Origin of the sequence: Pseudoclavibacter terrae (assembly GCF_008831075.1) — a bacterium.
Taxonomy (GTDB): Bacteria; Actinomycetota; Actinomycetes; order Actinomycetales; family Microbacteriaceae; genus Pseudoclavibacter; species Pseudoclavibacter terrae.
The window spans coordinates 58,078-76,909 of the sequence record NZ_WBJX01000005.1 but is presented as its reverse complement, the minus strand read 5'-3'; the positions used below and the strand labels follow the sequence as shown (position 1 = coordinate 76,909).

The 18,832-nt window shown below is 70.7% G+C and carries 16 protein-coding genes; 11 read left to right on the top strand and 5 right to left on the bottom strand.

Annotated elements, in window-relative coordinates:
• Nucleotides 1–27 precede the first annotated feature (27 nt).
• Nucleotides 28–1,398, bottom strand: coding sequence for a flavin monoamine oxidase family protein (locus tag F8O03_RS14195; protein WP_151424448.1), 1,371 nt, complete (start codon nucleotides 1,396–1,398; stop codon nucleotides 28–30).
• 181 nt (nucleotides 1,399–1,579) lie between these two features.
• Here F8O03_RS14195 and F8O03_RS14190 point away from each other — a divergent pair, with 181 nt between their 5' ends.
• The 9 genes from F8O03_RS14190 (at nucleotide 1,580) to F8O03_RS14150 (ending at nucleotide 12,390) form a co-directional block, all read left to right on the top strand.
• The gene (locus tag F8O03_RS14190; RefSeq protein WP_244296294.1) at nucleotides 1,580–2,242 is read left to right on the top strand and encodes a TetR/AcrR family transcriptional regulator; all 663 of its coding nucleotides are present in this window, start codon (nucleotides 1,580–1,582) and stop codon (nucleotides 2,240–2,242) included.
• Between the two features lie 121 nt (nucleotides 2,243–2,363).
• Nucleotides 2,364–3,986: an NCS1 family nucleobase:cation symporter-1 gene (locus F8O03_RS14185; RefSeq protein WP_151424447.1), complete on the top strand. Its 1,623-nt coding sequence runs from the start codon at nucleotides 2,364–2,366 to the stop codon at nucleotides 3,984–3,986.
• Between the two features lie 4 nt (nucleotides 3,987–3,990).
• The gene (locus tag F8O03_RS18285; RefSeq protein WP_151424446.1) at nucleotides 3,991–4,722 is read left to right on the top strand and encodes an aspartate/glutamate racemase family protein; all 732 of its coding nucleotides are present in this window, start codon (nucleotides 3,991–3,993) and stop codon (nucleotides 4,720–4,722) included.
• On the top strand, nucleotides 4,719–6,065 hold the full coding sequence (allB, locus tag F8O03_RS14175; RefSeq protein WP_208851874.1) for an allantoinase AllB: 1,347 nt from the start codon (nucleotides 4,719–4,721) through the stop codon (nucleotides 6,063–6,065). Before F8O03_RS18285 ends, allB begins: the two co-directional genes overlap by 4 nt.
• Complete coding sequence (locus F8O03_RS14170) at nucleotides 6,062–7,255, top strand: acetamidase/formamidase family protein (RefSeq protein WP_151424444.1); 1,194 nt, start codon at nucleotides 6,062–6,064, stop codon at nucleotides 7,253–7,255. Before allB ends, F8O03_RS14170 begins: the two co-directional genes overlap by 4 nt.
• The gene (locus tag F8O03_RS14165) at nucleotides 7,252–8,949 is read left to right on the top strand and encodes an AtzH-like domain-containing protein (protein WP_151424443.1); all 1,698 of its coding nucleotides are present in this window, start codon (nucleotides 7,252–7,254) and stop codon (nucleotides 8,947–8,949) included. The genes F8O03_RS14170 and F8O03_RS14165 overlap by 4 nt, the downstream gene beginning before the upstream one ends.
• A 5-nt stretch (nucleotides 8,950–8,954) precedes the next feature.
• Complete coding sequence (locus F8O03_RS14160) at nucleotides 8,955–10,202, top strand: pyridoxal-phosphate-dependent aminotransferase family protein (RefSeq protein ID WP_151424442.1); 1,248 nt, start codon at nucleotides 8,955–8,957, stop codon at nucleotides 10,200–10,202.
• On the top strand, nucleotides 10,199–11,581 hold the full coding sequence (locus F8O03_RS14155; RefSeq protein WP_244296293.1) for a Zn-dependent hydrolase: 1,383 nt from the start codon (nucleotides 10,199–10,201) through the stop codon (nucleotides 11,579–11,581). The genes F8O03_RS14160 and F8O03_RS14155 overlap by 4 nt, the downstream gene beginning before the upstream one ends.
• Nucleotides 11,578–12,390 carry a sulfite exporter TauE/SafE family protein gene (locus F8O03_RS14150; protein ID WP_151424441.1) on the top strand — a complete coding sequence of 271 codons (813 nt, stop codon included), beginning with the start codon at nucleotides 11,578–11,580 and terminating at the stop codon, nucleotides 12,388–12,390. Before F8O03_RS14155 ends, F8O03_RS14150 begins: the two co-directional genes overlap by 4 nt.
• Before the next feature lie 268 nt (nucleotides 12,391–12,658).
• On the opposite strand, the gene gabT is transcribed toward F8O03_RS14150, so the two are convergent.
• Nucleotides 12,659–14,008 carry a 4-aminobutyrate--2-oxoglutarate transaminase gene (gene gabT, locus F8O03_RS14145; protein ID WP_235812733.1) on the bottom strand — a complete coding sequence of 450 codons (1,350 nt, stop codon included), beginning with the start codon at nucleotides 14,006–14,008 and terminating at the stop codon, nucleotides 12,659–12,661.
• Nucleotides 14,009–14,146: 138 nt separating this feature from the next.
• On the opposite strand from gabT, the gene F8O03_RS14140 reads away from it, so the two are divergent.
• Nucleotides 14,147–15,601 (top strand): PucR family transcriptional regulator, encoded by a 1,455-nt coding sequence (locus tag F8O03_RS14140; RefSeq protein WP_167516588.1) that lies wholly within the window; start codon nucleotides 14,147–14,149, stop codon nucleotides 15,599–15,601.
• 48 nt (nucleotides 15,602–15,649) lie between these two features.
• Nucleotides 15,650–16,162, top strand: a complete 513-nt coding sequence (locus F8O03_RS14135) for a hypothetical protein (RefSeq protein ID WP_151424438.1) — start codon at nucleotides 15,650–15,652, stop codon at nucleotides 16,160–16,162.
• On the opposite strand, the gene F8O03_RS14130 is transcribed toward F8O03_RS14135, so the two are convergent.
• From F8O03_RS14130 to F8O03_RS14120, 3 genes are all read right to left on the bottom strand, one after another.
• Nucleotides 16,159–16,518, bottom strand: a complete 360-nt coding sequence (locus tag F8O03_RS14130) for a hypothetical protein (RefSeq protein WP_151424437.1) — start codon at nucleotides 16,516–16,518, stop codon at nucleotides 16,159–16,161. The genes F8O03_RS14135 and F8O03_RS14130 overlap by 4 nt on opposite strands.
• 64 nt (nucleotides 16,519–16,582) lie before the next feature.
• Nucleotides 16,583–17,728, bottom strand: coding sequence for a branched-chain amino acid aminotransferase (locus F8O03_RS14125; RefSeq protein ID WP_104252363.1), 1,146 nt, complete (start codon nucleotides 17,726–17,728; stop codon nucleotides 16,583–16,585).
• On the bottom strand, nucleotides 17,725–18,807 hold the full coding sequence (locus F8O03_RS14120) for a 3-isopropylmalate dehydrogenase (RefSeq protein WP_151424436.1): 1,083 nt from the start codon (nucleotides 18,805–18,807) through the stop codon (nucleotides 17,725–17,727). The genes F8O03_RS14125 and F8O03_RS14120 overlap by 4 nt, the downstream gene beginning before the upstream one ends.
• Between the last annotated feature and the right edge of the window lie 25 nt (nucleotides 18,808–18,832).

Genomic DNA, 18,832 nt, shown 5'->3' with positions numbered 1-18,832 from the left:
TCGTCCGATTTCACGTGCCGTGGGCGCTCAGGACTCGAGGATGCGCTTCGCCGTAGCTTCGCCCATCCGCACTGCGCCGTCAACGTGCTGGTAGCCCTCGGCCGCGAGGTCGGAGCTGGACCAGAAGATCGGGCCGACCGGGTCGTGCTGGATGGCGCCCCAGCGGGCGAGCCCGCCGAGGTCGTAGCTGGTGGCGTACGCGCCTCGCGTCCACTCCTCCGCGCCGAAGTCGGAGAGGTAGAACACCTCGGGCTCGAGTGCCTTCGGGCCGAGGAATTCGGCGACGGCGCCGAGCACGGCCGCCTTGCGCTCCTCTTCGCCGAGCGCCCACATGGCTTCGGCCGCCTCGTCGGTGATGAATCCGACGAGCGTGCCGCGCTCATCCTCGTGGTTGGTGTTGTCGTAGACCTCCTGGACGAGGTGGCCGGCGCCGAAGGCGGTACCGCTGAGGCCGTCCTCTCGCCAGAACGGCGTCGCGTAGGTGGCGTGCACCTTGATGACGAGGCCCATGGAGATGTGCTGGTGCACGATCATCTGCTGGCGAGGCAGCGCTGGCACGAACGAGACGCGCGAGTAGAGGTTCGGCGGCACGGCCATGATGGCGTGCTGGGCCTTCACGGTGATGTGGTCGGCGATGGCGGTCACCGGAGCGGCCTTGCCCGCCCCGTTGTCGTCCCAGTGGAGGAAGCGCACGGGGTTGCCGAGGAAGACGACGTCGTCGCCGAGCTCTGCCGCCATCTGCTGGCTGACGGACTGCATGCCGCCGACGACGCGCTTGTCGAGGATGAAGCTCTCGTCGACGAGGTTCGAGAACGAGCCGGCGGATGCGGCCATGAGCACGGCCTGCAGGGCCGAGAACGCGAAGGCCGGCTTGGTGAGCATGCCGCCCGCGACGAAGAGCCCGATGTTGTTGCAGGCCTCCTCGTCGTCGGACTGCTGACGCAGCCAGTGGTGGAAGGAGATCGTGTCGAGCTCGCGCGCCTTGGCGTGCGCCCAGGGCTCGTGGGGGCCGATCTCGGCGGCGAGGCCGTCCAGGATCTCGATCATGCGGTCCATCTCGGCGGCCGTGTGCTCGCTGACGGGGAAGGTGTCACCCTCGTAGACGGTGCGCTCGCCCTTGGGGCTGATGTAGACGGACTTGCCTTCGCGGTAGCGCGAGAAGGTGTCCTTGCCGAGCTCTTCGAGGAGGGCGAGGAGCGCCGTCTGGTCAGGCGAGACCCACTGGCCGCCGATCTCGAAGAACTGGCCGTCGATGATGTTGCTCCACGTGCGCCCGCCGACGCGGTCGCGCGCTTCGAGGACGGCGACGGTCTTGCCCGCCTGGGTGAGGCGGCGTGCCGCTGTGAGCCCGGATGGGCCCGCTCCGATGATGACGACGTCGCGTTCGATGGTCTGCATTTCCGCTCTTTCCGTTGTGACAGCCCCAAGCGCCCTGGCTTCGCCGTCGAAGTGAGTCAGGATGGCGACCGGATTCGTGATCGGGCCATCCAAATGAACAGGATTAATTTACGTTAGTCGACACCGCGCCCTCGGACAAGGAGCATTTGCGAGGCGATATGGTCGGGAGACGGGAGGGCCAGTGAGCACCAGCGAACATGTGGAGTCCGACGGACAGCGGCGTGCCGGGCGACCCCGCACGCGCATCCTGACGCAGAAGCGCATCACCGACGCCGCCATGCGGGTCGCGAGCCACGACGGCTACGACGCCCTGACCATGGCGAAGCTCGCCAAGGCACTCGACGTGACCCCCGCCGCGCTCTACAACCACGCGCACTCGAAGCGGCAGATCCTCCGCTGGATCGAGGACCGCCTCATGGCCGCCGTCGACGCCTCCGCCTTCGAGACCGAGCCATGGGACCTGGCCCTGGCAGCGTGGGCGCGCAGCTACCGACTCGTCATGAAAGAGCACGACTCGCTCGTCGAGGCGATCGCGAAGATGCCCGTCGCCGGGGCGACCGAGACCCTCTCGATGTACGAGAGCGTCGCCGCAGGCCTCCGCCGCGCGGGGTGGCCCGACGCGAGCATCATGCCGGCGATCGTCGCCATCGAATCCTTCATCTACGGCTCCGCGTACGACCTCAACGCCCCGCTCGACATCTTCGACCTGGGCGAGCAGGCGGACGCAGCGCCGACGCTCGCGGCGGCCGTCGCCGCGCATCCACCACAGGAGCTGCGCGAGCAGGCATTCGAGCGCGGCCTCGCAGCGCTCATCCGCGGACTCGCGCCATCCCCCGAGGCCTGAACGGCGCCTCGGCCCGGAGGTCGCGTGAAGCGGCCACTGCACACCATGGCGCTCAGGTGGATTTACACGAGCGTTACATCGCAGAAACCTGCGGACGAGCGTGAAGTCATAACTTCAACGCATGACCGATCAACTGGCACAGCCTGGCGCACCGAACAGCGTGCGCGCCGCGGACACCGCGGCCCCCGCCGGCAGCACGCCCAACGACGTCCTCGGAGCCGCGGGCCACCCCGCAGGCGAGGGCAACATGAAGCCGAGCTACGACCCGCGGCTTGCCAACGAAGACCTCGCTCCCCTGCGCAAGCAGCGGTGGGGCTCCTACAACATCTTCGCCTTCTGGATGTCCGACGTGCACAGCGTCGGCGGCTACGTCACCGCCGGCAGCCTCTTCGCGCTCGGCATCGCGAGCTGGCAGGTGCTGATCGCGCTCATCGTCGGCATCCTCATCGTGCAGTTCTTCACGAACCTCGTCGCGAAGTCGAGCCAGAAGACGGGCGTGCCGTACCCCGTCGTGAACCGTGCCATCTTCGGCGTCAAGGGCGCGAACATCCCCGCGATCATCCGCGGCCTCATCGCGATCGCCTGGTACGGCGTGCAGACGTTCCTCGCCGCGGAGTCGCTCAACATCGTCTTCCTCAAGTTCATCCCCGCGAGCGAGGTGCTGCGCACCGACTACTCGTTCCTCGGGCTCTCGGCGCTCGGGTGGATCTCCTACGCCATCCTCTGGTTCGCGCAGGCCGCGCTGTTCTGGGGCGGGATGGAGTCCATCCGACGCTTCATCGACTGGGCGGGCCCCGCCGTCTACGTCGTCATGATCGTGCTCGCCATCTACCTCGTCGGCCAGGCCGGCTGGGAGAACATCGACTTCAACCTCTCCGCAGGCGAACCGCTCGACTTCTGGGCCTCCATCCCGGTGATGTTCACGGCCATCGCCATCGTCGTCTCGTACTTCTCCGGCCCCATGCTGAACTTCGGCGACTTCTCGCGGTACGCGAAGAGCTACAAGGCGGTCAAGAAGGGCAACTTCCTGGGCTTGCCCCTCAACTTCCTCTTCTTCTCGATCCTCACCGTGCTCACCGCGAGCGCCACGGTGCCCGTCTTCGGCGAGCTCATCACCGACCCGATCCACACGGTCGAGCGCATCGACACCCACTTCGCGATCCTGCTCGGCGGCCTCACGTTCGTGACGGCCACCGTCGGCATCAACATCGTCGCGAACTTCATCGCCCCCGCCTTCGACTTCTCCAACGTCGCGCCCAACAAGATCAGCTGGCGCATGGGCGGCATGATCGCGGCCGTCGGGTCCGTGCTCCTCACCCCCTGGAACTGGTACAACAACGACGCCGCCATCCAGAACACGCTCGGCGTGCTCGGCGCGCTCATCGGCCCGCTCTTCGGCATCCTCATCGCCGGGTACTTCGTGATCGGCAGGCAGCGCATAAAGGTCGACGAGATGTTCACGATGAGCGAGACGGGCGCCTACTGGTACAAGAAGGGCTTCAACCCGAACGCGGTCTGGGCAATGGTGGTGGCGGGGGTCCCGACCGTGGCGATCGCGGTGCTGACGCGCCCGCTCGCCGAGGCGGGCATCCTCGACCTCAGCTACCTCGCTGACTTCAGCTGGTTCATCGGGTGCGGGCTCGGCTTCTCGCTGTTCGTGCTCTTCGAGCGCCAGCGTCCGCTCATGCCGACGTTCGAGGGCGAGACGGCCGGCATCTCCGACGGCTCGATCGACGAGGACTGACCACATGCGCATCACACTCATCAACCCGAACACCTCCGTGGCGATGACCCGGAAGGTCGAAGCCGCTGCCAGGGAGGTCGCTGGCCCTGGCGTCGAGATCGTCGCCCTGTGCCCGCCCCCCGGTGACGGACCTGAGGCTGTCGAGAGCCACTTCGACGAGGTGCGAGCGGCATCCGTCGTCGTCGACCTCATCGAGCGGGACCTCGAGGCCGGCGGGAGCGACGGCTACGTCATCGCCTGCTTCGGAGATCCTGGGCTCGACGCCGCCCGCGAGCTCGTCGATGTGCCCGTCATCGGCATCGCCGAGGCGGCCATGCACGTCGCTGCGCTCACGGGCCGCACGTTCGGCATCGTGACCACCCTCTCCCGCACCCTGGGACGCGCCGACGACCTCGTGCTGCGGTACGGCTTCGAGCGGGCCTGCGTCGCGGCGTACGGCACGGGCATTCCCGTGCTGGCCCTCGAGGAGACGGGGTCCGCGGCCTTCGAGGACATCGCCGCGTGGTGCGAGCGAGTGGTCCGGGAGGACGGCGCGGACGCCGTGGTGCTCGGATGCGCCGGCATGGCCGACCTGTGCGCCCGGCTCTCCGCGCGAGTCGGGGTGCCGGTCGTCGACGGCGTCGCCGCCTCGGTCGGGCTCGTCGCCGCGATGTCGCGCATGGGCGTCGGCACGAGCAAGCGCGACGAGTACGCGAGGCCATCGCGGGCCCGAGCCCGAGCGGCGGCGATCGCGTGAGGATCGCCGCCGAGCGCGCCTTCATCGACGGCGCGTTCTCCCCCGCCACGGTCCGCTTCGAGGACGGGGTCATCACGGACATCGAGCGCTTCGACGCCTCCGCCCACGTCGTCCTGTCGACCGCCCAGGTGCTCCTCCCCGGCCTCGTCGACACGCACGTGCACCTCAACGAGCCCGGCCGCACGCACTGGGAGGGCTTCGCGACCGGCACGGCCGCGGCCGCGGCCGGCGGGGTCACGACCGTCGTCGACATGCCCCTCAACTCGCTGCCCGTGACGACCACCGTCGAGGCCCTCGAGGCGAAGCGGGCCGCGGCTGCGGGCCAGCTCGCGGTCGACCTCGCCTACTGGGGCGGCGCCGTGCCGCAGAATCTCAGCGCCCTGCAGCCGCTCCTCGCGGCGGGGACCGTGGGCGTGAAGTGCTTCCTCGCGCCGAGCGGCATCGACGAGTTCGACCCGCTGTCGTTCGGCGACCTCGAGCTGGCGCTCACCGAGCTCGCCGAGGTCGACGGCCTCCTGATCGCCCACGCCGAGCTCGACGACCATCTCGGCGAGGCCTCCGGCCCCGTCTTCACCGACTTCGTCGCCACCAGGCCCCCCGCCGCTGAGGTCGAGGCGATCCGCGCCGTGGTCGAGGCGGCGAGGCGCACGGGCGCCCGCGCGCATATCGTGCACGTCTCGGCAGCCGAGGCGCTCGACGTCATCCGCGCCGCGAAGGCCGAGGGGGTGCGCATCACGATCGAGACCTGTCCCCATTACCTGAGCCTCCGCGCCGAGGAGGTGCCGGACGGAGACGGGCGCTTCAAGTGCTGCCCGCCCATCCGCGACACCGCCAACCAGGACGCGCTCTGGGACGGCGTCCTCGACGGCACGATCGACGCCATCGTGAGCGACCACTCCCCCGCGACGCTCGAGCTCAAGACCGGCCCCGACCTCGGCACGGCGTGGGGTGGCATCGCGGGCCTGCAGACGGGGCTCACCGCCGTCTGGACCGAGGCGCGGCGGCGCGGCATCCCGCTCGATGCCATCCTCCCGCTCTTCACGACGGGGCCCGCCGCCCTCGTCCGCCTCGGCGATCGGGGCCGCATCGCACCGGGCGCGCCCGCGCACTTCGCTGTCTTCGAGCCGGAGCTCGAGCACACGCTCGAGGAGAGCGCGCTCGAGTACCGCACCAAGATCAGCCCGTGGCACGGGCAGCGGATGCACGGCGCCATCACCGCGACCTACCTGCACGGCGAGGAGATCTACACTCGCGCGCGTGGGCTCAGCTCGCGCCGCGGACGCGAGGTGCTCGCGGAACCGGCATCTGCCGGGTTGGATCTCGACGAGGAGCAGGCAGCATGACGACGTCGAGCATCACCGACCCCAGGGGGATCGCGAACCGGTTCGGCGTCGGCTCGAACACCCCCGCCTTCGCTCGGACACCGATCCTGCAACCGGGCACCGCCCTGCCGGACGGCGTGACCTACCTGCCCTCTGGGCGGGCGACGTCCCTCTGGGGCCGGCTCCCCGCGCGCGACGACGCCCCGGTGCTCACGATCGAGCCCGGCGCCACCGTCGTCGTCGACACCGTGAGCCACGAGGGCCTGCTCCCCGACCAGGGACAGGACCCGACCCGGTTCTTCGGAGCGCACGGCGTGCAAGCCGATGCCGTGCTGCTCGACGCCATCGAGATCGCGCGCGACTCCGCGCGCGACGCCGCACAGGACGGACCGCACGTCGTGACGGGCCCGATCGAGATCGAGGGTGCCCTGCCGGGCGATCTGCTGCGGATCACGGTCGTGAAGCTGGAGCCGCGCGTGCCATACGGCGTGGTCTCCAACCGCCACGGCAAGGGCGCACTGCCAGGTGTGCTGCCCAGAAGCGGCACGACCGTGAGCGTCTTCACCCCCGTCGAGGAGCGCGACGGCACCCTCGTCGGGACGATGCCGCTCACCGAGGGCGGTGAGCGACACGTGGCGTTCCCGCTCGCCCCGTTCCTCGGCACGATGGGCGTCGCCCCAGCAGAGGGAGGACGCCTGCACTCGGTGCCTCCCGGCCCGCACGGTGGCAACATCGACATCAAGCTGCTCACCGAGGGCAGCGTGCTCTACCTCCCCGTCCAGGTCGCGGGCGCCCTCGCCTACGTCGGCGACCCGCACTTCGCGCAGGGCGACGGCGAGGTCGCGCTCACCGCACTCGAGGCCTCGCTGCGCGCCACCCTCACCTTCGACCTCGTGCCGGCGGCGGATGCGCGCGAAGCGTTCGGCGAGCTGACCGGGCCGCTCGTGCGCACCCCCGACTACCTCGTGCCGACCGGCCTCGACCCCGACCTGAACGTCGCCATGCGCAACTGCGTGCGCGCCTCCCTCGACCTGCTGCATGCGCGGTGGGGAATGGACGAGCACCTCGCCTACGCCTACCTCTCAGCGGCCGCCGACTTCGACATCTCCCAGGTCGTCGATGTCGTCTGCGGCGTGCACGCCCGCATCCGCGAGGCAGACTTCGCCGACGTGCAGAGCGGCCCCGGCCGGCAGACAGGAGCATCCGCGTGAGCGCAGCAGAGCATCGCCAGGTCGGCGCGGCCCCGGATCAGGCCCAGAGCGCGGCGCCGGGCAACCCGCCCGCCGAGCTCCTCGCGGCCTTCGAGGCCTACGAGCGAGCCGTGCAGGACAACGACCTCGACGAGCTCGACGCCTGGTTCGCGCCCGGCGCCGAGACCATGCGCGGCGACGACGCCGGGCTGCTTGTCGGCCACGAGCAGATCAGCGACTTCCGCTCGCAGCGCGGCGGCGTCGCGAGACGGCGCATCGAGACCATCGAGTACCGCCCCCTGGCGGACGGGGTCGCGCTGCTCGTCTCCACATCGGTCTTTGCGTCAGGCGGCCGCGGCCTGCAGACGCAGCTCTGGCAGCTGCTGCCGGAGGGGTGGCGCATCACGGCCGCGCACGTGACCCCGCGGCCGCGCGCCTTCGACAGCTCCATCTGGCGAGCCGTCGGCGACCCGCTGTTCCAAGGCGCCTGGGAGGGGCCACTCGGTGGGCTCACGGTCGCCGTCAAGGATCTCTTCGCGATCCGCGGGTACCGGATCGGCGCCGGCAACCCGAGCTACCTCGACTCCGCGAAGGCCGAGACCAGGACGGCGCCGGCCGTGCGCGACCTGCTGCGCGGCGGCGCCTCCCTGCGAGGCATCGCCCGCACCGATGAGTTCGCGTACTCGATCGCGGGAGACAACGCCCACTTCGGCACCCCGCCGAACGCCGCCGTCCCCGGCGCGCTGCCCGGTGGCTCGTCGAGCGGGCCCGCATCCGCCGTCGCCGCCGGCCAGGCAGACATCGGCCTCGCCACCGACACCGCCGGGTCAGTGAGAATCCCGGCCTCCTACCAGGGACTGTGGGGCCTGCGCACAACCCACGACCTCGTGCCACGCCAGGGCCTGCTGCCGCTCGCGCAGTCGTTCGACACCGTCGGCTGGCTCACGCGGGACGGCGAGACGCTGCAGGGCGTCGCCGACTGGTGCCTGTCGTACGAGAGCTCCGACTCGACCGCGAGCGCTGCCGGACAGCGCGGCGACGACCTGCCCGCCCGCTTCCTCGTCCCGACGGAGGTCCTCGCCGCGGCCTCGACCGAGACCGCGGCCGCCTTCGAAGCCTTCCTGCTGGGGCTCGAGACGGGCGGCGTGCTTGATGCCCCCGTCGAGCGCGTCTCGATCGGCGAGCTCTCGGGATACCAGGAGCCGTTCCGCATCGTGCAGGGCGCGGAGGCCTGGCGCAACAACCGGCGCTGGCTCGAGGAGCATCCCGGCGCCACAGGCCCCGCGGTGGCGCAGCGCTTCGCGGCCGCGGCTCGCATCACCGAAGCGGAGGAGCAGGCGGCTCGCGACGCCCTCGCACCCCTCAGGGCGCGCCTCGAGCAGCTCGTCGGCGCCGCCGTGCTGCTCTTCCCGACGGCCCCCGGTGCCGCGCCGAGCCGCGCCGCGGACGCGACCTCGATCGACGCGACCCGCACCGCCACCCTCCGCATGACGACCCCGGCGGCGGTCGCCGGACTGCCCGCCCTCTCGGTCCCGCTCCTCCGAGTGCCTGCCGCGACCGGAGGGCGCGAGGCCCCCGTCGGCGTGTGCCTCGTCTCGCGCGCCGGATCGGACCTGGCGCTCGTCCGGCTCGGCAGGCGACTCGCATCCGCCGCCGCATCAGCCCCGACTTCCACCCACCCCGCCGCGACCGGCGAGCGAGCCACGAAAGAATGATCCAGATGACTGCCATTCCCCCGATCGAACCACCAGCCCGCCTCCTCATGGGCCCCGGCCCGATCTCCGCGTACCCGAGCGTGCTGCGCGCCATGTCGAGCACCCTCGTCGGGCAGTACGACCCGTTCATGACGCAGGCCATGAACGAGACGCAGGAGCTGTACCGGCAGGTGTGGTCGACCGCCAACGACGCGACGATGCTCATCGACGGCACCTCGCGCGCAGGCATCGAGGCGGCCCTCGTGTCGCTCATCCGCCCCGGAGACCGGGTGCTCGTGCCCGTCTTCGGGCGCTTCGGCCACCTCCTTGCCGAGATCGCCGAGCGTGCCCTCGCCGAAGTGCACACCATCGAGGTGCCGTGGGGGCAGGTCGTGCCCGTCTCGCAGATCGAGGAAGCCGTCGTGCGCGTCAAGCCGACCCTGCTCGCGCTCGTGCAGGGCGACACCTCCACGACCATGAACCAGCCGCTCGACGAGGTGGGCGCCATCTGCGCGAAGCACGGAGTGCTCTTCTACGCCGACGCCACGGCGTCGATCGCCGGCAACGAGTTCCTCGCCGACGAATGGGGCCTCGACGCCGCGACGGCCGGCCTCCAGAAGTGCCTCGGCGGCCCGAGCGGCTCGGCCCCCATCACCCTCTCCGAGCGTGCCGTCCAGGTCATCCGCTCCCGCACGCGCGTCGAAGCGGGCATTCGCGAGGCGGGCGACGAGTCGGCGAGCGACTTCATCCGCTCCAACTACTTCGACCTCGGCATGATCCTCGACTACTGGGGGTCGCGTCGCCTCAACCACCACACCGAGGCGACCTCGATGCTCTACGCGGCGCGCGAGTGCGCCGCGGTGCTGCTGCGCGAGGGCCTGGACAACGCCATCGAGCGCCACCGCGTCGCGGGCGCGGCCATGCTCGCCGGCGTGCAGGCGCTCGGGCTCGAGGTCTTCGGCGACGTCGCACACAAGATGAACAACGTCGTCGCGGTTGTCATCCCCGACACCGTGCCAGGCGACGCCGCCAGAGCGGACCTGCTCGACGACTTCGGCATCGAGATCGGCACGTCCTTCGGGCCGCTGCACGGCAAGGTGTGGCGCATCGGCACGATGGGCTACAACGCACGCAAGGACACCGTGCTCACGACCCTCGCGGCCCTCGAGGCCGTCCTCCGCAGGCACGGTGCTTCCGTGCCCGTCGGCGGCGGCGTCGAGGCCGCCGCCGATGTCTTCCGCGCGTCAGCCCTGCCCCTCGGATCCGCCTCGTGACGGCCGCCCGCCTGGCCGCCCTCGAACCCGCGGCCTTCGAGCTCGCGGCCCGCCGCGTCATGGCCCGCTGCGACGAGCTCGCGCGCATCACGTCGACGCCCGGCGCCATCACCCGCGTGCACCTCTCCCCCGAGCACGCACGAGTGAACCGGCTCGCCGCCGAGTGGATGCGCGAAGCCGGCCTGCAGACCAGGCAGGACCCCGCAGGCAACCAGCTCGGACTCCTCCCAGCCGCCGACCCCGACGCCCCCGTGCTCATGCTGGGCTCCCACCTCGACACCGTCGTCAACGCCGGCCGCTACGACGGGGTCGTCGGTGTGCTCATGGCCATCGAGGTGGTGCGACTGCTGCAGCGCCGCGGGGGAACCGCCGCTGATACGGGTGCGCCTGCTCAGTCCCCCTTCGAGTTCGGCCTCGAGGTCGCCGCGTTCTCCGACGAGGAGGGCGCCCGATTCGGAAAGGCCCTCCTCGGCTCCTCCGCCGTCGCCGGCACGTGGGACGACGCGTGGTGGGAGCTCGAGGACCCCGACGGGACGACCCTCCGGGAGGCCGCCCTCGAGTTCGGCCTCGATCCCGGTCGAGTCGCCAGCGCCGCCCGCCGTCCAGACCAGCTCGTGGGCTACCTCGAGGCGCACATCGAACAGGGCCCGGAACTGCACGCGCGGGGCGAATCGCTCGCCGTCGTCTCGTCGATCGCCTCCGCCCGCCGCTTCCAGCTCGTCGTCGAGGGCGAGGCCCGCCATGCAGGGGGCACGCCGTACGACATGCGGCGCGACGCGCTCCTCGGCGCGAGCGAGGCCGCCCTCGCCGTCGAGCGCATCTGCTCGGCGCAGCACCACATCATCGGCACCGTCGGCCAGTTCGAGGCGTTCCCCGGAGCCATGAACGTCGTGCCGGGTGAGGCGAGGTTCAGCCTCGACCTGCGCGGTGAGTTCGATGGTGAACGCGATCGGGTCTGGGACCAGATCTCGCGCGAGCTCGACGAGATCATGGGCCGCAGGCGCCTCCGATGGCACACCCGCGAAGTGCACAACGCCCCTGCCCTGTTCTGCGCACCGCTGCTGCAGGACGTCGTGAGCGAGGGAATCCGCGCAACCCTCGCCCCCGGGTCCAGGTCCGCAGCCGGTGCCGGTGCCGGCGTTCTGGCGTCGACGCGGGTCGACGACCCCACGACCCTCTTCAGCCCGGCTGGCCACGACGGCATGGCGATCGGTGCCATCACCGACGTCGGCATGCTCTTCATGCGCAACCCGGACGGCGTCAGCCACCACCCGGACGAGGCGGTATCCTTCGGCGACGTCGCACTCGGCATCCGCGCCCTCGCAGAAGCCGTCGCCCACCTCGCCGCGGAACACCGCAGCACCCAAGGAGCTTCATGACCACGCCAGCCCCCACCAGGTCCCGCCGCGACTGGATCGCGCTCATCGCGATCGGGCTCGCGGCCGGCTTCCTCTCCGGCTTCCTCGGCGTCGGCGGCGGCACCATCATCGTCCCGGCGCTCACGGGCTTCCTCGCCTTCAACCAGCGCCTCGCAGCCGGCACCTCGCTGGCCGCGATCATCCCGCCGGCCATCGTGGGCGTCATCGGCTACGTGGTGACGGGCTCCGTGAACTGGATCGCCGGGCTCATCCTCATCGCCGGCGCCATCGCCGGCGCCTGGATCGGCTCGTGGCTGCTCAACAAGCTCCCGCTCATCGTGCTGCGGTGGATGTTCATCGTCTTCCTGCTCGGCGTCGCCGTCTCGCTCTTCTTCGCCGTCCCGAGCCGTGACGCCGAGGTCGACATCACCGCACTCACCGCGCTCATGCTCGTCGCCCTCGGGCTCGTCACCGGCATCATCTCCGGACTCATCGGCGTCGGCGGCGGCGTCATCCTCGTGCCGGCCCTCATGCTGCTCTTCGGATCGAGCGACCTCGAAGCGAAGGGGACGAGCCTGCTCGTCATGATCCCGACCACCATCACGGGCACCATCGGCAACTCCCGCCGCGGCAACGTCGACCTCAAGGCGGCCGCCGCGATCGGCCTCACGGCCGCCCTCACGAGCCTCCTCGGCGTGTGGTGCGCCGTGCTCATCGACCCGTGGGTCGGCAGCATCCTCTTCGGCGGCTACCTGCTCTTCATCGCTGGACAGAACGCCTACAAGACCATCAAGGCGCAGCGCGCGGCCAAGCGGGCCCCCGCCGCCTGACCCGCCGCGTGCTGCGACGGCGGCAGCTCCTGCTGCGACAGCGACTGCGACAGCGCAGACATATGGGGAGTGCAGGTTCGTTTCGAAACGAAGCTGCACTCCCCATATGTCTGCGGCCGAAGCGGCCAATGCAGGCGCGCGCAGTCGCCAGGCGAGCGCGGAGACACCTCGACGCCCCGGCGGCGCGGAATGTGCCGGGGCGTCGAGATTCTGGTGCCGAGGCTCTCGCCCGGCGGTTTGGTGCGCGCCCGTGGCGGGCGCGAGCGGCTTACGCCTGCGCGCGGATGGCGGCTTCGAGCACGTCGAGGCCGTCGTTCAGCAGCTCGTCCGTAATGGTGAGCGGCGGGAGGAGGCGCACGACGTTGCCGTAGGTGCCGCACGAGAGGAGCACGACGCCCTGGCTGAGCGCGTCGGCGACGATCGCCTTCACGGCTGCCGGGTGCGGCTTCTTCGTGGTCGTCGCCGTGCCGGCCTCGACGAACTCGAACGCCAGCATGGCACCGCGTCCGCGGACCTCGCCGATGATCGTGTTCTCGCCGAGCTCGGCGCTGAGCGCCTCGAAGCGCGTCTTCACGATGGTCTCGATCTCGAGGGCGCGGGCGGCGAGCTGCTCGTCCTCCATGATGCTGATCGTGGCGAGCGCGGCGGCCGTGGCGACCGGGTTGCCCGTGTAGGTGCCGCCGAGTCCGCCGACGTGCACGCTGTCCATGATCTCGGCGCGGCCGACGACGGCCGAGAGCGGCATGCCGCCTGCGACGCCCTTGGCGATCGTGACGAGGTCGGGCACGATCTCCTCGTGCTCGGAGGCGAACCAGGCGCCCGTGCGGCACATGCCGGCCTGCACCTCGTCGGCGATGAAGACGACGCCGTTGGCCTTCGCCCACTCGACGAGTGCGGGGAGGAAGCCCTCGGCGGGGACGATGAAGCCGCCCTCGCCCTGGATGGGCTCGATAATAATGGCCGCGACGTTCTTGCCGCCGACCTGCTTCTCGATGACGTCGATCGTGCGAGCCGCCGCCTCTGCGCCGGTCAGGCCGTCACGGTACGGGTAGCTCATGGGCGCGCGGTAGACCTCTGGCGCGAAGGGCCCGAAGCCGTCCTTGTACGGGATGTTCTTCGCGGTGAGGGCCATCGTGAGGTTCGTGCGGCCGTGGAAGGAGTGGTCGAACGCGATGACGGCGTTGCGGCCGGTCGAGTGGCGGGCGATCTTGACCGCGTTCTCGACGGCTTCGGCACCCGAGTTCAGGAGGACGGCCTTCTTGGCGTGGTCGCCTGGCGTGATCTCGATGAGCTTCTCGGCGACGGCGACGTAGCCCTCGTACGGGGTGATGCCGAAGGCGGTGTGCGTGAAGTGCGACGCGGCTTCCTGCACGGCAGCGACGACGCGGGGGTGGGATGCGCCGACGTTGGTGACGGCGATGCCCGCGCCGAAGTCGACGAACTGGTTGCCGTCGACGTCGCGAATGATGGCGCCATCGACGTCAGCCGCGTACACGGGGACTGCGGGAACGAGCGATGCGGAGACGCTCGCCTCACGACGGGCCGTCAGGGCCTGGGACTTGGGGCCTGGAATGGCGCCTTCGAGCTTGCGCTCCTGGGCAATGCGGAACTCCGTCACGATGCTTCCCTTCCTCGGGGTTCGACCTCTTGGTATGGCTTGAAGGCTACGCGGTTCTCCCCTCCGCGACGAATGGGCACGCGCACGACCCGTCCTACCGCGGCTGTGCATCCGTCTAAGCGTGCCTACAATCGGGGCATGCTTGCCACCGTCGACACGCTTCTCGCGGACCGCTCCCTCGGCCTGACCCTGCTCACCGGAGCCCCAACGACGAGGCGGACGGGCATCGAGTGGGTCGCGACGACCGAGCTGCTCAACCCGCAGCCGTTCCTCACGGGCGGCCAGCTGGTGCTGACGACGGGGATGCGCCTGCGCGGCACGCGCGCGTACCGCTCGTTCGTGGACTCGCTCGTCGCCGCCGACACCGTGGCGCTTGGCGTCGGCACCGGCTTCACGCACGAGAGCGTGCCGGAAGCCCTCGTCGCCGCAGCCGAGCAGGCTGGCCTCCCCCTGTTCGAGGTGGCCTACGAGACGCCGTTCGCAGCCCTCACCAAGATCGTCACGCAGGCGAGCACCGACGCGCAGCACTCGCGCCTCGAGGGTGAGCATCGGCAGCAGCAGCAGCTCGTCACCGCGCTGCTCTCCGATGGCGGCGTCACCGGGCTCGCCGCGCGCCTCGGGAGGCTCACGAAATCGCACGTCGCCGTCACGCGCCTCGGTGAGCTCCTGGCTGGCAGCCTCGACGTGCAGGATGAGGCCGTGAGCGGCTGGGATGCGCTCCCCATCTCCACTGGCCAGTCTGCCGGTGCGACGCTCCACATCACGAGCCCGCGCATCAACGAGGGGCTCGTGAACTACGCGCGCTCCCTGCTGAGCCTGCAGCTCATGCAGGACGCGCGCCGCGTGCGGGCGGCCCGGGACGCATCTGGTCTCGTGCTGCACGACCTGGTGCAGGGGAAGTTCTCGGTCGAGGACGCCGAGCGGCGACTGACCGCGCTCGGCGTCGCGACGGGGCAGGCCGCGCGCGTCCTCGTCGCCGAGACCGATGAGCGGCGCACCGCGGAGCTCACCGCGCTCCCCCTGCCCGCAGAGCTGCAGTCGTCGGTCTCGGCGGTGTTCGACGGCCGCCTCGTCGTGATCGTGCCCGAGCGGACCCGCATGCCTGCGGCGGCCGAGGCGCTCATCGGCCTGGCGCGGTCGGCGGGCATCGCGGCCAGGGTCGGCATCGGCGACCTGTACCCGACGTCGCTCGCGCTGCGCTGGAGCTACTTCGAGGCCCGGGATGCCCTGCAGGGCGCTCCGCAGGACGTCGACGTCGCCACCTCGGCCCGCCTCTCCATCTCGTCGCTGCTGCTCGCGAGCCGCGACGTGCCCGTGCTCGAGCTGGCCGCGGAGGTGCTCGGTCCGCTCGAGACGCACGACACCGAGCACGGCTCCACGCTGCTCGCGACCCTCGACGCGTACTTCTCGCACTCCGGCCAGATCGCGCAGGTCGCGGAGGAGCTCGGCACGCACCGCAACACGGTGCGCTACCGGCTCGACCAGATCGCGAGCATCACGGGCCTCGACCCCCGCGTCATGGCCGAGGGCGTGCAGCTGTGGCTCGCGGGCGCGGCCAGGCGGCTCAGCCCGAGCGGTGGGATGCGCGACTGAGCTGCGCGGGCGGCCCCTGCGGGTCGTCCGCTCTGCCAGACTTGGCGCATGCGCACCTCCGTGACCCTCCCGAACGGCGTCGAGATCGAACGAGGCAACGCCGTCGACGTCACCGTCGACGTCCTGGACGTGGAGGACCTCGCCTTCGCGCACGTGTGCCGCTCCCTGCGCCCGCAGCTGCAGCTACCCGCTGGCCTCATCGTGGCGATGCCCGCCGGCGACGACGTGCTCGGCTACGTGTACCGCGAAGAGCAGCGCGAGGACGGCCGACGTGACGAGCTCGACGACACCGACTCGCTGTTCGTCGACATCCACGAGCTCACGTTCGAATTCGACGCGCCCCGAGACGTCGGCATGGACGAGGACGGCGTGCGAGCCCTGCTCGCCCGTGCCCGCCCCGAGAGCCCGCTGAAGATCGAGGGCGTCGAGCTGCTCGACCTGCGTGACGGCCCCATGTCGCTCATCACGTGCCGTCCGCCTCGCGCGTGGACGTTCCGCCAGCTGGTGCTGGAGGTGCAGCTGCTCCGCGGCTCCTACATGGCGCTGCACTACAAGAGCTAGCGGCGGCGCTGCGTCACCTCTCGCCAGCGGACCGCGCGCGACGGGGCCACGGCGAACGTCAGGAACCAGCCTCCGGCGTAGGCGAAGAGCGCGACCAGCCCCATCGCGGCGACTGGGCTCGCGAACACGCCGAGCGCGAGCATCCCGAGCACCGCCGAGATCACAGCAGCCCGCCGCAGCCATCCCGGGACGCGCACGAGGTACCTCGTGGTCGCCCACCCGGCGAGGGCGGCGACCACGAGCACCACAGGTCCCAGCCAGAACTCGGCGAGCGCGAGGAACACCGCGAACGCGGTCGCCAGGACGAGCTCGAGGACCGCCAGGAGCACGAAGCCGCGCCTCGACGGCGCAGCCATGGCCCGCTCCTGATACTCGGCACCCTTTCGGGCAGCCCACCCGTAGACCATGCGAACGCCGCAGCTACGCCAGGCGCTGCGTCCAGCCCATGAGGTCGGGCAGCTCGCCGTTCTGGATGCCGGTCAGCTCGGCCCGGATGCGCATGCTCACCGAGTCCGCCGTGACCGCCGGGTTCTCGATCGTGAAGTCGGGCGACTTGACCTTGCCGATGGGCGAGATGACTGCCGCGGTGCCGCACGCGAACGCCTCGACGATCGACCCGTCCGCGACGCCCTCGCGCCACTCGTCGATCGTGATGCGCCGGTGCTCGATCCTGCGACCAGCCCGCTCGCACAGCTCGAGCACGCTGTCGCGTGTGATGCCGGGGAGGATGGAGTCGCTCAGCGGGGTCAGGATCGTGCCGTCGGACTTGATGAGCACGATGTTCATGCCCCCGAGCTCCTCGAGGTACCTGTTCTCGGACGAGTCGAGGAACAGCACCTGCTCGCAGCCGTTCGCGTACGCCTCCTCCTGCGGGAGCAGCGACGACGCGTAGTTGCCGCCGCACTTCGCCGCGCCCGTGCCGCCGGCGCCGGCGCGCGAGTACTCCTGCGAGAGCCAGATGTCGACGGGGCGCGTCGGGTCGGAGAAGTACGAGCCTGCAGGGCAGGCGATGACCATGTAGCGCACCGTCTGCGCCGCCCGCACGCCGAGGAAGTTCTCGAACGCGATCATGAACGGGCGCAGGTAGAGCGTCTTGCCCTCGCCGGCCGCCGGAACCCACTGCTCGTCGATCTGCACGAGCTGGCGCACCGACTCGAGGAAGAGCTCCTCGGGCAGCTCCGGCAGCGCGAGGCGCTTCGCCGAGTTCTGCAGGCGCTGCGCGTTGCGCTCTGGCCGGAACCCGAACACCTCTCCCCCGCCGTGGCGGTACGCCTTGAGGCCCTCGAAGATCTCCTGGCCGTAGTGGAACACCGCCGAGGAGGGGTCGACCTGCAGCGGCCCGTACGGCACGACGCGGGCGTCGTGCCAGCCGTCGGCGACGGTCCAGTCGATGATCACCATGTGGTCGGTGAAGTGCTTGCCGAACCCGGGGTCGGCGAGCACCGCATCTCGCACCTCGGCGGATGCGGGGGCCGGGTTGCGCTCGATCGAGAACTCGAGGGACGCGCCCTCGGTGCGTCCGGCCTGGGTCGTCGTGCCTGGGTGGGTGCTGCTGGTGTCGCTCATGCGTTCGTTCCTTGCGCGGTCAGTCGGGAGATGATGGCGTCGCCGATCTCGGACGTGCTCCTGGATGCCCCGCCTCGCGAGGCGAGGTCGGCGCGGCAGGCTGCCTCGAGGGTTGCGGCTGCGTCGATGAGTCCGAAGTGCTCGAGCAGCAGCACGACGGAGAGGATCGCCGCCGTCGGGTCGGCTTTGCCGAGGCCCGCGATGTCTGGTGCCGAGCCGTGGACGGGCTCGAACATGCTGGGGAACTCGCCGTCGGGATTGATGTTGCCCGAGGCCGCCAGCCCGATGCCGCCGGTGATGGCTGCGGCAAGGTCGGTCACGATGTCACCGAACAGGTTATCGGTGACGATCACGTCGAACCGCGACGGGTTCGTGACGAAGAAAATCGTAGCAGCGTCGACGTGCAGGTACTCGACGGCGACGTCAGGGTAGTCGGCGGAGACGCGGTCGACGACGCGCTGCCAGAGCACGCCCGCGTTGACGAGCACGTTCTTCTTGTGCACGAGCGTGAGGTGCTTGCGCGGGCGGGACTTCGCCTTCTCGAACGCGTAGCGGACGGTGCGCTCGACGCCGTAGGCCGTGTTCACGGAGACCTCGGTTGCGATCTCCTGCGGGGTGCCGACGCGGACGACGCCGCCGTTGCCGACGTACGGCCCCTCCGTGCCCTCGCGCACGACGACGAAGTCGACCTCGCCGGGGTCGCTCAGCGGCGTCTTCACGCCGGGCGAGATCGCGCCAGGGCGCAGGTTGATGTAGTGGTCGAACGCGAAGCGCAGCTTGAGCAGCAGGCCGCGCTCGATGATGCCCCCGGCCAGCCGCTCGTCGGCCGGGTCGCCGCCCACGGCGCCGAGGAGGATGCCGTCGTGCTGCGCGAGCGCGTGCAGCTCCGCATCCGAGATGATCTCGCCGGTCTCCAGGTAGCGGGCCGCGCCGAACGGGTACTCGGTGAGCGTCAGCTCGACGCCCTCTGGCAGCGCAGCCTGCAGGGCACGCTGCGCCTGCGCGGTGACCTCCGGGCCGATCCCGTCGCCCGCGATGACGGCGATGTCGAGCTTCTCTGGCGCTGCACGTTCCGACACGAGGCGTCCTTTCCTGCCGACGGCG

Excerpts from the sequence above, each read along its gene's own strand:
- F8O03_RS14150 (WP_151424441.1), top strand. The coding sequence starts at position 11,578 with ATGACCACGCCAGCCCCCACCAGGTCCCGCCGCGACTGGATCGCGCTC.
- F8O03_RS18285 (WP_151424446.1), top strand. The coding sequence starts at position 3,991 with ATGCGCATCACACTCATCAACCCGAACACCTCCGTGGCGATGACCCGG.
- F8O03_RS14185 (WP_151424447.1), top strand. The coding sequence starts at position 2,364 with ATGACCGATCAACTGGCACAGCCTGGCGCACCGAACAGCGTGCGCGCC.
- F8O03_RS14170 (WP_151424444.1), top strand. The coding sequence starts at position 6,062 with ATGACGACGTCGAGCATCACCGACCCCAGGGGGATCGCGAACCGGTTC.
- F8O03_RS14160 (WP_151424442.1), top strand. The coding sequence starts at position 8,955 with ATGACTGCCATTCCCCCGATCGAACCACCAGCCCGCCTCCTCATGGGC.
- F8O03_RS14125 (WP_104252363.1), bottom strand. The coding sequence starts at position 17,728 with ATGAGCGACACCAGCAGCACCCACCCAGGCACGACGACCCAGGCCGGA.
- F8O03_RS14140 (WP_167516588.1), top strand. The coding sequence starts at position 14,147 with ATGCTTGCCACCGTCGACACGCTTCTCGCGGACCGCTCCCTCGGCCTG.
- F8O03_RS14135 (WP_151424438.1), top strand. The coding sequence starts at position 15,650 with ATGCGCACCTCCGTGACCCTCCCGAACGGCGTCGAGATCGAACGAGGC.
- F8O03_RS14130 (WP_151424437.1), bottom strand. The coding sequence starts at position 16,518 with ATGGCTGCGCCGTCGAGGCGCGGCTTCGTGCTCCTGGCGGTCCTCGAG.
- F8O03_RS14195 (WP_151424448.1), bottom strand. The coding sequence starts at position 1,398 with ATGCAGACCATCGAACGCGACGTCGTCATCATCGGAGCGGGCCCATCC.